Origin of the sequence: Roseibium sp., from assembly GCF_965233565.1 — a bacterium.
GTDB lineage: Bacteria > Pseudomonadota > Alphaproteobacteria > Rhizobiales > Stappiaceae > Roseibium.
In genome coordinates this window covers 3,942,011-3,955,722 of the sequence record NZ_OZ247494.1, presented here as the reverse complement: position 1 = coordinate 3,955,722, position 13,712 = coordinate 3,942,011, and the positions used below count along the sequence as shown (strand labels likewise).

The window sequence follows — 13,712 nt, the reverse complement described above, 5'->3', positions numbered from 1 at the left end:
AAGGCGACCGCCTTCACGGGATCGGGTCGAAGGACACCCTGGGCCGAAATGCAAGAACCAGGATCCCGATTGCGCAAGCTATTGCCAACTGCCAGCGGCGTGCGCGTTTTTTGCAAACGCGGCAAAACTTCCGGGTTCGCGTCCCAACGCACGCTGAAGCCCATCCGATGTGCTGGCGTTTTTCCCGTCGAGGATCTCCGCGACAAGTGTTGCAACAAACTGCGCATCAGGTTCCGGAAACCCTTCTGCGATCAACGTGCTTTCAAACTCTCCGGGTGTGACTGTTCTATAGGAAACCTCTCTCCCGGTGACATCCGCAACAAGGGAGACCGCCTCCTGCCATGTCAGCAGTTCCGGGCCGGTGATTTCATAGACTTCTCCCGTGTGCCCTTCGTCCAGCAACGCCGCGACAGCGATGTCTGCCACGTCTTCAAGATCAACCCAAGGTTCCGGAAAGCCGGAGTCGGGGGCAGACACTTCCCCACTCATCACGCCGTCGAGAAAACCTCCCTCGCTGAAGTTCTGCATGAACCAGCTCGGCCGCAGCACGGTCCATTCGAGCGAAGAGTTCATGATCAACTGCTCGCAAGCTTGCGCACGCGCTTCGTTTCGCTCCGACAGGAGCACGACACGACGCAAGCCGCTTTGTTCTGCGGCTTGAACGAACTCCGCAATGACGGAATGTGCAGAGGGCACCGCCAGGTCCGGAGAATAGGCGACATATGCGGTTTTGATGTCCTGCAGCGACGCTGCCCAGGTCTCGGGTCTTTCCCAATCAAACGGTATGTCGCTGCGGCGGGTTCCGTGCCGTACCGGCACACCGCGATTTTCCAGGCGTTGTGTGACTCTCCTTCCTGTTTTACCGGTTGACCCGATAACGAGAATATCTGGTTGCATGATCATGCCCTTGTACTTGTCGTTCGCGTTTTGAAAAATTGAACCGCTTTCACACTTTGCTCAGGCCGAAGTGCGCCAACGCACGCTCGGCTATCAACGCCCCACCCGTTTCCTGTACAAAATGGCCACCCTCCGGGATTTCCAGTGGCTCCGGGCAGCCCTTTATGACGGTCCGCATGACGTTCATGACGTCAGGTCCCAACATCTTGTCTTTCATGCCGATTGCCATGAAGCTTTCCCCGTCCCATTCGTTCGACCAGAAGCGGGCAGCGCGTTTCGACGTTTCAACGCCGGGCGTTTCTTCCGTTGTTGCGATCAGATGAGGGAATTTCCGAACACCGGCCTTGTATCGTTGATCCGGAAAGGGGGCTTCGTAAGCTGCTGCCTCCCGGTCGGAAATCACGGGTTCGTTCTTCTGCATGATGAATCGGACCGGGACATCGGGATCGGAATCGATATCGGCCTTCCACTCGTCAAATGCCGGGCTGTTCACAGGGCCAGCCATCAGACCGGTATTCATGATTAAAAGGCGTTTGAAGCGGTCCTTCATGTCCATCGGCAATGTCAGTCCGAGAACACCGCCCCAGTCCTGAACAACAAGCGTGATGTTCTGCAGGTCCAGATGCTCAATCAGGGCCAGCATGTAATTGCGATGGAAGTGGAAGGAATAGACCTCATCGCTGACGGGTTTGTCAGAGCGCCCGAAACCGAGCCAATCCGGCGCGATCACCCGCACGCCGGCTCCGGCAAAGACGGGGATCATCTTTCGATACAGATAGCTCCAGCTCGGCTCGCCATGCAGGAGCAGGAACACCTCTTCGGCACTCCGATCGCCTTCATCAAGGTAGTGACCACGAAGGCCTTCATATCCCTTGAGATCTTCCACGTAGTTCGGCGCAAAGGGAAAGTCCGGCAGGCCTTCAAAACGGAAGTCCGGCGTACGCAATGCATCGGTCATGGTTGCTTCCCATCTGCAATTTGGTCACTTGACCAATATTTAGGTCGCTTGACCAAAATCGTCAATCCCTTATTTTGTTTGTTCCTTGAAACAGAAAGAGCCATAGTCGCTGAAAATCAGAAAAGTCGAAGAGGAACAGCCTATTACCGCCCAATCCCGATCACCCAAGGAACTGCTGATCCTTGATTGCGCGCTGAAACTGTTGATCGAAACGGGGGATGCCGGACTGACACTTCGCAAGCTCGCGGACACCGCCGGCATGCGGCTCAGCAATGTGCAGTATTACTTTTCATCGCGGGATGAGGTTCTAGCAGCGATGGTTTCGCGCTACTTCGACGAATGCACCGCGAGCCTGGTAACGCTGACACAGCAGAGCGAGGCTGCGACCGCAGAAGAACGGGTCCGTTTTCTTGTTCGCACCGGTCTCAGCCACGGCCAGGAAATTTCCGACATGTGCCGTGCGTTTCGCGAGATCTGGGCGATTTCCAGCAGAAACTCCGTGATCGACCAATGCCTGATGGACTACTACAGGAACTTTTCGGATGTGATGACGGATTTCGCCTTTCCAGGTGGCCTTGACGCGCAGGTTCGCAAGCAGCTGCAAGCCTTGCTCATTCCGTTTTTTGAAGGCTATTCGATCACAGCGCGGTCGCTGCCGCTGACCACGGAAGAAGCGGCAGAGATGCTCACGGCGCTGACGCTGTCCATCGTCGAAGGACAAAATCGGCAATAGCTGTCATGCCGCGCTAGATCGCCCCATCATAGGCCCGGCGCTCGATGCGGCAGGCGAGCAGGGTAAATCCGTCGCGGGCCAAAGCGGCTTCGGCCTCGGACTTGAGCGTCGCCGCGTCCTCCACCCAAACACCGTGCCCCCCATAGGCGTTAGCGACGGCTGGAAAGTCGGTTTCGCCGAAATCGACGCCGACATTCGGGCGCTGGCTGTTGCGCTGTTTCAGCTCGATCAGCGCAAGGCTGGTATCGACCAGCACACAGATGATCACCGGGATTTTCAGATCGCGCAGGGTGGAGAGTTCGCCGAGGCACATTTCAAGACCGGCGTCGCCCACAAAGGCGATCACCGGTGCCTCGCCGTCGACCAGTCGATGTCCCATGGCGAGCGGCACGGCGCAGCCCATCGTGCAGAGCGCGGAAGATTGAAGCATCTGGCGCGGCCCAGGACAGCGCCAGATCTGGCTGACGAGAATGCGGTGCGCACCGCTGTCGGCGGTTGCCACCGTGTTGCCGGGCAATGCGTTGCGCAGGGTATGGAACACGGTTGCCGGGCCCCAGCCGCCACCTTCCGGTGCAAAGGCACCTTCCAGCGCCTTGCGGGTTTTTGCAGGCTCCCCGCCAGGCCAGGAGACCTTGCCCGGATCGCGCACTTCGCTCATCAGTTTCAACACAGGCGCAACGTCACCACGCAGCGTGGCAGAAACCGCATGCATGCCGTGCGTCCTGAGCACCGGGGTGACATCGACCACCGGTGCATCGTCGCTCCATGGATTGCGCCAGTTGATGCGCATTTCGATCGGATCGTAGCCAAGCAGCAGGATGCAGTCGCTCTGGTTGATCAGCGGCAGCAGGTGGCTGTCCGCCTTGGGAGACAGGCCGGCCCCGCCAAGGGCCAGAGGGTGGGTCTCGTCCAGAAGACCCTTGCCCTTGTAGCTTGTGACCAGCGGGACCCGGTAGGTTTCGCAGAACTGGGTGATCGCCGCGGACGCGCCTTCATTGACCGCATCGACACCGGCAATCGCTATCGGACGCTCGGCCTTTGCGATCAGCTCCAGCGCGGTTTCCAGGTCCTTGCCCGGCAAGGGCTGCGTGGCAACGGGAGCTGCCTGAAAGACCTTGGTCCAGGCTTCGCCGGTTTCGCTTTCGGCAACCTTGATCGGAACATCGATATGGACCGGACCCGGCTGGCCGTCGAGCGCGATGGCCAGCGCCTTTTCCATCATCACGTCGAGCGCGCCAAGCCGGGCGGAGAAGCTCGCCTTGACGATCGGACGCAGGAGCTGCTGATGGTCGAAGACCTGGTGGGTGTAGCTTTCGGCTTCGGCCTGGTCGACGCAGCCTGTCAGGAAAATCAGCGGCACCCGATCCTGCCAGGCATTGGCCACCACGTTGATGGCGTTGGTAACGCCCGGCCCGAGGGTCGCGAGGAGAACGCCCGGTCCGCCATCGGCATGCCAGCCACCTTCAGCCATGAAGCCGCCGGCGTTTTCATGCTTCACCAGGACAAAATTCAGCCCGGCCTCATCGAGCGCCTGCATCAGGGCGAGCACCTCGCCGCCTGGTATGCCGAAGGCATGACGGCATCCTGCTGCATAAAGTTTGCCTGCAATGATATCGGCACCGGTCGTCATGCGTTTGTCTCTTCCTTGAGGGGCGTTTGAAAGCCGAGAATGCCGCGCTCGGCAAGCTCTGTCAGGGTTTCGGGGTGCAAACCGAGATGACGCGTCAACACGCCCTGCGTATCCGCCCCGAGGAGTGGCGGCGCGTTGCGATAGGCCACCGGCGTCTTTTCCAGATTGATGGGCGAACCGATCAGATCAACGCTGCCGCTGAATGGATGGGGCAGCGTGATACGCATGTCACGGGCCTGCACCTGCGGATCGTCAAAGACCTGGCCAAGATCGTTGACCGGGCCGCAGGGCACCCCGGCCGCTTCCAGTTCCGCGATCCAGTCGGCAGCGGATTTTTCGATGGTGAGCCGACGGATCTTCGGCACCAGATCCTTGCGGTTGCGTACCCGGTCGGCGTTCTTGGCAAACAGAGGGTCCTGCGCCAGCTCCGGCGCACCTGCAACGGTGCAAAATTTCTGGAACTGGCTGTCATTGCCCACGGCCAGAATGAAGGACTGGTCGCTTGCCGGGAAGGTCTCGTAAGGCACGATGGTCGGATGACCATTGCCGAGCCGGCCCGGCACCTTGCCGGACACCAGATAACCGGTACCCTGGTTGATCAGCCAGGAGACCTGCGCATCCAGCAGCGAGATGTCGATATGCTGCCCTTCACCGGATTTGTGACGATGATTGAGGGCTGCAAGGATCGAGACCGTCGCGTACATGCCGCACATGACATCGGCAATGCCGACACCGCATTTGGTTTCCGTGCCACCATCCTCATCGGCAAATCCGGTGAGCGACATGATCCCGCCCATGCCCTGGATCAGGAAATCATAGCCGGCCCGATGCGCATAAGGTCCGGTCTGGCCGAAACCCGAGATCGAGCAATAGATCAGCTGCGGATTGCGGACCTTCAGTGTCTCATAGTCGAGGCCGCGCCGCTTCAGATCGCCGACCTTGAAATTCTCCACCAGAATGTCGGCTCCGGCGGCAAGATCCGCAATCAGTTTTTGCCCTTCCGCGCTCGCCAGATCAATGGCGACGGACGCCTTGTTGCGGTTGGACGACAGATAATAGGCACTCTCGGCGGTCTCATTGCCTTGCCGGTCTTTCAGAAACGGAGGACCCCAGCCCCGCGTGTCGTCTCCCCTGCCCGGCCGCTCGATCTTGATCACCTCAGCGCCGAGATCTCCGAGGATCTGGGTGCAGGTCGGCCCGGCGAGAATGCGGGACAAATCAAGGACTACGAGGCCGGACAAGGCGCCGGGAGCAAGGTCGGACTGGGACACGGGGGACCTGACTGACTAGACAATGGGGTTCCTAGCCGGAAATGGGCACAGGGGACGAGGGAGGTCAACACCGCTGTTCAGCGCCGCCGAACAAGCCGGCTCACATTCTTGTCATTTGGGAATGGGCGGCTTCGCACCCGCCCCACCCGCAGTCATCCCTTCTGGGTCCAGCCCTTCATTTCACCAAGTTCCGTCCAGGCGCGGCGGATGAAACCGGCTTCGACACTGTGGCCGCCATCGTGAAGACAGAGTTCCAGGAGGCCTGTAGCAGGTTGCCAGCGTTCGCAGGACAGCTTTCCGTCGGTGAAGGTCTGCGGCTCGGTGTCGGCCAGATCGTTCTGGCGGCGCCAAATGTCGAAGCTTTCGAAGACGTCGCCCTGTTTCCACTGGCCACCGCCCAGCCAGCGCCCTTCCAGCGGCACCACTGTGTCGGCCGTGCCGTGGACATGGAACAGATAGGGCGGTTCGCTCGGGCATTCCTGCGGCAGGGGTTCCCAGAAGGCACCGGCAATCGGCGCGTAACCACCGAACCGGTCCGCTTTCTCGCAGGCAAGATACCAGGTCATGAAGCCGCCGGAGGAAAAGCCGGACAGAAGCGTGCGGGCACGGTCGACCCCGAACCTGCCTGAAAGATCCTCAAGCACGTCTTCGAAAAAAACGGTCTCATCGCGCAGGTTGCGCGGTGCGGTCGGAAAGGACCAAGTGCCGTTGACACCCTGGACGGCCACAAAAGCCACACCGAGCTCATCGGCCATCTTCTGGAAACTCTTGTTGCGGATCGCGTTGACCGCCTTGCCGCGATGGCCGTGCAGATAGAAGATCGCGCCGAGCGGCTCATCTGCCTCATGGTTTTCCGGAAGGTGAATGTAATACTCGCCGTTTTCGAGCTCGCAGGGCCTTTCCTCGCCGCATCCTTCGGACGCGAAAGCCGTCCCCGTACCAAGCCCGCCTGACGAGACAAGCGACAGGGCGAGGGCACCGAAAAGGGATGTTTTCATAATCAAAACCGCTCCAGCGACTGCTTCACAAGGCACTTGTGCGACGGCCGACGGGCCCTGCACCGGAGCTAGAGAATGGCGTCGGTTGCACGAGAGTCCAGCCGGCGGCGATCACAAGTCAGAGAGAGAGAGGAGACAACCGCACGCCGAAAGCGGCTATTCCCAGGTGCCTTCTGTGGGGATGTTGATGGTGCGGCCACAGTGTTTGCAGTGAACCGCATCCGGATCATGGCGGTTGAGCCCGCAATCTGGGCAGGCATAATTCACCTTGGCTGGGCGGAAGATCGTCTGCACCAGACGCAGGAACAGGGCGACACCGAAGATCATGATGAGCACGGTCATCAGCCGGCCGACACTGTCGGTCATGGTGATGTCGCCAAAGCCAGTCGTGGTCAGCGTGGTTACGGTGAAATAGAGCGCATCGAGATAATTGTTGATGTTCTCGTTGCGGTCATCCTCGACCACGAAGACGATGGCGGTGACCACGAAAATGAACACCATCAGGTTGACGGCCGATTGCAGGATGTCCTCGTTGCGCCGGAACCAGGCAGACGCATCGCGCAGTTCCTTCAGCAAATGATAGGAGCGCATCAGCCGCAGCATGCGCACCACCCGAAGGAAGGCGAAGTTTTCCAGGAAGGCCGGCGCGATCAGTGAGGCGATGACCACCACATCGGCAAAAGAGGTAAAGCTGATCAGGTAACGGGACGGGCGCGCCGCCGCGATCAGCCGGGCGACGTAGTCCAACAGCAGCACCGCGGCGATGACATAGTCCAGCTCATGATGGTGACGCGCCGGATCAAGCACGGACGAAACGATAAAATAGCCGATCGTGATCAGGTCAAAGGCGATCAGGAAATAGCGAAAGACCCGCGCTTGAACGCTATGGCCGAAATACATCTGGCGCAGGAAGGTCCGTATCGCCGATTTTTCCGCCGCCATCCGGTCAGCCCCTCAATTCGCATTTTCAGTCTTTGCGTTCAAACCACTAGAGGCAGCGGCAAAAGTCAATTAGCTAAGACCCTTACGCATTCGTGCAGAAGCTGCAGGACGCTCCTGCATGCAGGCTGTTTATTCCTTGATGTCACCGCATTAAGGTCCGCAGAACAAGAAGACGGCCACGAGGGCCGGACACAGCAGGGGACGTTACATGTTTGATCTGTCAGGACAAGTTGCTCTGGTCACCGGTGCAAGCCGCGGTATCGGTGAAGCCGCCGCCAGGAGCCTTGTCAAATACGGCGCCAAGGTGGTGCTGGCCGCACGCTCGGGCAAGGACATCGAACGTATCGCCGCGGAGATCAACGCGGCCGGTGGCAGCGCGAGGGCGGTAACCTGCGATGTCTCCGACTTCGATGACGTGGTGAAGGCCGTTGAGACCTGCATCGAGACCTATGGCGGCATCGACATTCTGGTCAACAACGCCGGCGTCATCGAACCGATTGCCCGCATCGAGGAGTCCGACCCGGCGGCCTGGGGCAAGGTCATCGATATCAACGTGAAGGGCGTCTATTACGGCCTGCGCGCGGTTGCACCGCATATGCTCTCCAAGGGATCCGGTACGGTTGTCAATATCAGCTCGGGCGCCGCGACGGGCGCGCTCGAAGGCTGGAGCCAGTATTGCGCCTCCAAGGCTGCGGCCCTGTCATTGACCCGCTGCGGTGACAAGGAATTCGGCGACAAGGGACTGCGCATCGTCGGCCTCAGCCCGGGCACCGTGGCCACCCAGATGCAGGTCGACATCAAGGCGTCTGGCATCAACCCGGTCAGCCAGCTCGACCCGGCCGTGCATATCCCTGCCGCATGGGTTGGCGAAGCGATCTGCTGGCTGTGCACGGATGCGGGTGATGCCTATCGCGGCGTCGACTGCTCGCTGCGGGATGAAGATGTGCGCAAGTCGGTCGGGCTGGTGTAACAGCCTTCTGGCTTGGCGCAGAGAACGCAGCACAAGACAAAAACGGCGGCCAGGGGCCGCCGTCAGTTTGTTAACTCGCCCTGTCTGTCATTCCGGACAAGTGCAGTGTGACTGCGCGCCGATCCGGAACCCAGCGTATCTGCGCGAGCGTTAGCGAGCACAAATTCAGTTCAGTGCCTGATGTTTGGACTAAAGACGCGCCTGCAGCGCGAAATATTCGCTGGGTTCCGGATCTGGCCATGCAGCTGCGCTGCAGACCGTCCGGAATGACGGAGTAATTTTGTCAGCAATCTAGCGGCGGCCAGTGGCCGCCGTTTTCGTTGTTGGAGCTCCGGTCCTTACGCGAGCAAGGCGTCGTTCTGGCTGCCCAGATCGAGGCCGATGATCACCGGATCGTGGTCGGACGAGGCAAAGGGATCAGCGCTAAAGAAACCCGGATCGTTGAAGTCCTGGTCGTAGTTCAGCAGATCCGGCTCATCGGCATTGATGTGCCATTCGGTGAGACCGGTCACCTGGTTCGCCAGGCTGCTCGTGGCAAGCGCCTGATCGAGCGTGCCCTGCTGGCCGTCAAAGACGAAGCTGTAGGCATCCTCCTGGCTGATGAACTGGTCAATCAGGTCGATGTAGCCGGCGTCATCCCGCACCGTCTGAACCGGGTCTTCCTCCGCATAGGCATTGAAGTCGCCCATCAGCAGATAGTCGGCATCAATGATGCCCTGTCCCGCCAGGTCTGCCGCGTAGGTGCTGTCCAGGTAGGCGGCCAGTTCTCCGGCCGCATCGGCACGAACCTGGTTCCAGTACGCCTGACCGTTGCCCTGGTCAAAGTTCGGATCGGCAATCAGCGCCGCCAGGGCCGCGGTGACGGCAGCCACTTCACCGGCGGGCACCGAGCCGCTGTCCAGAGCAGACTGGACGCCCTCGGCCAGATCCTGCAGGTTGCTGTCGCCCTTCGACTTGAAGTGACTGGAGGCGACCGTGAAGACTTCACCATTGGCATCTTCGAACGTTGCAATGGTGGTCGGGCGGTTACGCTGGAAATCCCCCACCTGATCGCCCGAGGAGACGTAGCTGTTGAGGAAGTCCGCAATTGCAAACGTGTCGGCCGCCGAAGCCTCGTTGAAGACAAGACCGTCTGCATGGACCAGCGTCAGTTTTGTGGTGTCATAGACCATGCCGGTCATGATGGCATCGGTGCCCAGGAACCCGTCGCCGCCCAGCGGATTGACATAGGCGTAAACTGCACCTGTTCCCTCGGCAAGGGCCTTGGCATTGAGGGCATCGACCAGGGCGGCAATGGCAGAGGCATCACCGAAACCGTTATTCTCGATTTCCTGAAGCGCAAAGACTTCAGCACCCGTCTTGATCATTGCCTCGACGATCTTGGTGGTCTGGCGGTCGAATTCTTCCTGGCTGTCGGCCCCGCGCGGATTGAGATCGCCATTCGGCCCTGTGCCGCCGGAGAAGGTGGTGAAGTAGTTCAGCACGTTAAAGCTGGCGACCTGGATCTCGCCGCCGACATCGTCCGGCGTGTCCTGCCGTGCCCCGGAGTTTGTCGCCTCGTCGATGTCGAGCGTGCCGTCGACCAGCACCTTGAATTCACCGAATTCATAGGTCAGCACACCTTCGATCGCCGAGTTCATTTCCGCGCCGAGACGCAGCGTCGGGCCTTCCGCCGTGAAGTCGTCTCCGGCGCTGAGAATACCGTCGCCATCGTCACCGGCCGAGGTGTTCGCCACATAGCCATAGCTGTCTGGATTCTGGCTGGAGGTGCCGTCGGTAATCACCAGGCGGTTGTTCATGTTGCCTTCGATATGGTCGGCGATCTCGTCCGCCTGGGTCTGGGCATCATAAAGCTGGGTTGCCTGGGTCTGTGTCCCGGCGCTGACGGTGATGTCGCCAAAGCGGTCGAAGTTGAAGTTTTCGATTATGGTCACCCGCTCGTTTTCGATGCCGGAAGTGACCGAAATGCGCATACCTTCATATTGTTCGTAATTGGTCGCGGTCCGGGACAACTGGATCTCGGCCGCTGTCGGCAAGGTCGTGGTGCCGGTCTTGGTCACCTCGACGCTCCCTCCGAGCTGGGTCATGCCGAAGAACTCCTCGACTGTCCCCGCGACATCGACCGTGTCGCCGGACACCACCGACGGTTCTCCGCCTGTGAAAACGAAGATGCCTTCGGACGTCAGCGCATCGCCATCCGCATCCGCGTCTTCTTCCTGCAGGAAGAAGCCGTTGCTTGTGGTGTAGGTGACAACGGCAGAGACCAATACATAATTGCCAATGAGCAGGCTGGCCGACCCGGAGCCCTGGATTTCGGAAATGAAGCGGGCTGTCGGTTCGCCGCCACCGCCACCGTCATTGGCTTCGCCGCGCGTCTCGTCGGCCGGCGCATTCCAGCTGCCATCGTCATTGCGTTGCAGGGACTGGCCAACCGGGGTCGAATTGCTTTCGGAAACACCGATATCGGTGGAGGTGACTTCCGTGCCCGCGATCGTTGCCGTGATGGTGCCTTCGTAGCTCAGGAATTCGACGACTTCGGTTCCGTTGACAAGCGCAATACCGTCCGGAGCCCCGTTCTGGATGCCATTGGAAGGCAGTTCCCAGACGTAATAATCATAGGTGCCGTCCGAGGTTCGCACCAGCGACGACAGGTCCGCGCTGTTGTAGCTGGAGCCGCCATTGCCATTGATCAGCTGCACCTGCACGCCGGTGACGTCGGCATCGGCGTTGACACGGATTTCCACGAATTCGCCAGTGTCCGTGCCGTCGTTGTCATAGTGAATTTCGTTGATCCGGGCTTCGACCAGCGGACCGGTACCACCGCTGTTTTCCGCGCCCTTGGTCTCGGCCGCAGCCTCGTTCCAGGAGCCGTCCTCGTTGCGCTGGAGGGACTCGCCGACGGCCGTTGCACTGCTCTCGGCGACGCCGACATCCGTGGAGGTCACTTCAACACCGGCAATCGTGGTGGTGATGCTGCCCTCATAGGAGAGGAACTCGACCACTTCGCCGTCATTCACAAGCGCGATGCCGTCCGGTGCACCGTTCTGCAGGCCATTCGCCGGCAGATCCCAGACATAATAGTCGTAGGTGCCGTCAGTGGTCATGGTCAGGCCGGCGACCGCTGCAAGATTGTATTCAGCACCGCCGTTGCCGTTGATCAACCGCACATCCAGCGCGGAGACATCGGCACCGGCATTGACACGGATTTCGATGAACTCACCCGTATCCGTACCGGCATTGTCGTAGTGGAATTCATTGATCCGGGCATTGAGTTCCACACCAGGAGCTTCGTTGGCGGCGCCCTTGGTCTCGTCGGCCGCCTCGTTCCAGCTGCCGTCGTCGTTGCGCTGTAGCGACTGACCGGCCTCCGTGCTGCCGCTTTCGGCAACGCCGACATCAGTCGAGGTTACGGTCTGACCGTCGATCGTCGTCTCGATCCCGCCCTCATAGCTGACAAATTCCAGCACTGCGCCGCCGTTGACCAGCGCGATGCCATCGGGAGATCCGTTCTGAAGACCGTTTGTCGGGAGGGCCCAGACGTAATAGTCGTAGGTGCCGTCGGTGGTCATGGTCAGGCCGGAAACATCGACGCGGTTGTATTCGGAGCCGTTGGAGCCGTTGATCAGGACGATCTGCAGGAAGGAGACGTCGTCTCCCGCTGCCGTACGGATCTCGACAAACTCGCCCGTGTCGGTGCCGGCATTGTCGTAGTGGAACTCGTTGATCCGGGCATCGATCTCCGGAATTTCCAGAACATCCGTCACGTTGACGGTCAGAGCCTGGCTGTCGGTCGCGCCTTCGGTGTCGGTCGCGGTGACAATCAGATCATAGGTGTTGTCACCGTTTGAATCAGCGGGCGTTTCGTAATCGGGAGCAGACCGGAACCGGATTTCGCCGGTGTCTTCGTCAATCGTGAACAGCGCCGCATCCGTACCGGAGAGTGAGAAGGTCACGCCATCGCTGTCAACGTCGCTGGCCTCGGCATCGGCGACAACGTCCGTGCCGTTTTCGGCATAATCAAGGCTGGACGCGAGCTGGAGCTCCGGAGCATCATTCGTGCCGGTGATCGTCACACTGACCGTCGCCGTGGTGCTGCCACCACGGCCGTCATTCACCGTGTAAGTGAAAGTGTCGGTGATGGTTTCACCTTCTTTCAGGGCATCGAAGGAACCCGCCGGGTTGTAGATGACCTGTCCGTCAACAACCGAAATGACCGCACCCAAACTGCTCAGGGCGTCGACCTGGGTGATCGACAGCGTGTCGCCGTCGAAATCCGTGTCATTGGCCAGAAGCGCATCGAAGGACAGCGTCAGTGCCGTGTCTTCATTGGTCGCTGCAAGGTCGTCGAGCGCCAAAACCTGATTGTTCCGCCCGTCGATATAGAGCGTGTAGTCTTCTTCGGCGAAATACAGTGCCTCGACGTTCTTCAGATAGTCGACTTCCACGGGTCGGCCGTCATCGCCGAAGCGGGTGACAATGGCTGTGGTGGAGAACCAGCTCCGGCAGAGAGACACGTCATAGTCGAAGATCGAACCGTCAAAAGCGGCGGTGTCGAAGCCCCGGCCGCCATTGATATAGTCGTTCCCGGACCCGCCATGGATCCAGTCATTGCCGCGTCCGGCAAAGATGGTGTCATTGCCGCCCCTGCCGTAGATCTCGTCATTGCCGCCGAAGCCGAATATGAAATCGGACCAGTTGCTGCCCTCAAGGAGATTGGACCGATGATCGCCAAAAACGAACCCGAAGCGGAAATGCCAAGTCATGATGTGTCTTCCCCAAACAACAGTACAAATCTGGGGCGCTAGGTAGTCCACGCCCCATGTCAGAACCGTGTCAGTTTTCTGACTTTTGACCATTTGGCAAAGGGAAATTTAGTCGCCTAAATAATGACTTGGTTGTATTTTTGACTTGAAAATTCAAGTGACTGGCTGATGCGATTTTGCAAAAGACCGGCTTAAATTATTCAGGGAACAGCGCTTTTCGTGGCTCCGCATTTATGCGTAGATTAAAACGACTTTAGGTTTAATAAACAAAATCAATACAACCAACTTGAAAAACTTTTTGTGGGACGTGGTTTTCAAAGGCGCGGAATCAAAAGAGGGCCGCAATGCGGCCCTCCCATGAGATCGACGTGACACAGGGTCCGGATCAAATCCCAGCGAAACCGGTCAATACCAGAGGCTGCTCCAGCACCGTTCGATTCCGCCCAGAAACCTGGGCCACGTTCAGATACTCATTAGACATGGGCACACCTCCTTTCAGTTGTTGACGACACTTTTAATGTGAGGCCGCGCAGGGCGTTTCACAAGCCCA

9 protein-coding genes are annotated in these 13,712 nt (G+C 59.4%); 2 read left to right on the top strand and 7 right to left on the bottom strand.

The genetic code is table 11. The annotated features are described in order from the left end of the window. Positions 1-78: 78 nt before the first annotated feature. The gene (locus tag ACO6TG_RS18215; protein WP_422374491.1) at positions 79-819 is read right to left on the bottom strand and encodes an NmrA family NAD(P)-binding protein; all 741 of its coding nucleotides are present in this window, start codon (positions 817-819) and stop codon (positions 79-81) included. Between the two features lie 127 nt (positions 820-946). Then, positions 947-1,855 carry a haloalkane dehalogenase gene (locus tag ACO6TG_RS18210; RefSeq protein WP_422374490.1) on the bottom strand — a complete coding sequence of 303 codons (909 nt, stop codon included), beginning with the start codon at positions 1,853-1,855 and terminating at the stop codon, positions 947-949. A gap of 202 nt (positions 1,856-2,057) precedes the next feature. On the opposite strand from ACO6TG_RS18210, the gene ACO6TG_RS18205 reads away from it, so the two are divergent. Then, positions 2,058-2,588, top strand: a complete 531-nt coding sequence (locus ACO6TG_RS18205) for a hypothetical protein (RefSeq protein WP_422374489.1) — start codon at positions 2,058-2,060, stop codon at positions 2,586-2,588. Between the two features lie 13 nt (positions 2,589-2,601). On the opposite strand, the gene ACO6TG_RS18200 is transcribed toward ACO6TG_RS18205, so the two are convergent. The 4 genes from ACO6TG_RS18200 to ACO6TG_RS18185 all read right to left on the bottom strand — a co-directional run bounded on the left by ACO6TG_RS18200 (position 2,602) and on the right by ACO6TG_RS18185 (position 7,429). Next, entirely contained in the window at positions 2,602-4,218 is a 1,617-nt protein-coding gene (locus ACO6TG_RS18200) for a thiamine pyrophosphate-binding protein (RefSeq protein WP_422374488.1), read from the bottom strand. Beyond that, positions 4,215-5,489 carry a CaiB/BaiF CoA transferase family protein gene (locus ACO6TG_RS18195; protein WP_422374487.1) on the bottom strand — a complete coding sequence of 425 codons (1,275 nt, stop codon included), beginning with the start codon at positions 5,487-5,489 and terminating at the stop codon, positions 4,215-4,217. Before ACO6TG_RS18195 ends, ACO6TG_RS18200 begins: the two co-directional genes overlap by 4 nt. Positions 5,490-5,641: 152 nt before the next feature. Then, entirely contained in the window at positions 5,642-6,487 is an 846-nt protein-coding gene (locus tag ACO6TG_RS18190; RefSeq protein ID WP_422374486.1) for an alpha/beta hydrolase family esterase, read from the bottom strand. A 156-nt stretch (positions 6,488-6,643) separates the two neighbouring features. Next, on the bottom strand, positions 6,644-7,429 hold the full coding sequence (locus ACO6TG_RS18185) for an ion channel (RefSeq protein WP_422374485.1): 786 nt from the start codon (positions 7,427-7,429) through the stop codon (positions 6,644-6,646). 208 nt (positions 7,430-7,637) lie between these two features. On the opposite strand from ACO6TG_RS18185, the gene ACO6TG_RS18180 reads away from it, so the two are divergent. Continuing rightward, positions 7,638-8,399 carry an SDR family oxidoreductase gene (locus ACO6TG_RS18180; RefSeq protein ID WP_422374484.1) on the top strand — a complete coding sequence of 254 codons (762 nt, stop codon included), beginning with the start codon at positions 7,638-7,640 and terminating at the stop codon, positions 8,397-8,399. A gap of 338 nt (positions 8,400-8,737) precedes the next feature. Here the strand turns inward: ACO6TG_RS18180 and ACO6TG_RS18175 are convergent, their stop codons facing one another. After that, the gene (locus tag ACO6TG_RS18175) at positions 8,738-13,162 is read right to left on the bottom strand and encodes an ExeM/NucH family extracellular endonuclease (RefSeq protein WP_422374483.1); all 4,425 of its coding nucleotides are present in this window, start codon (positions 13,160-13,162) and stop codon (positions 8,738-8,740) included. Between the last annotated feature and the right edge of the window lie 550 nt (positions 13,163-13,712).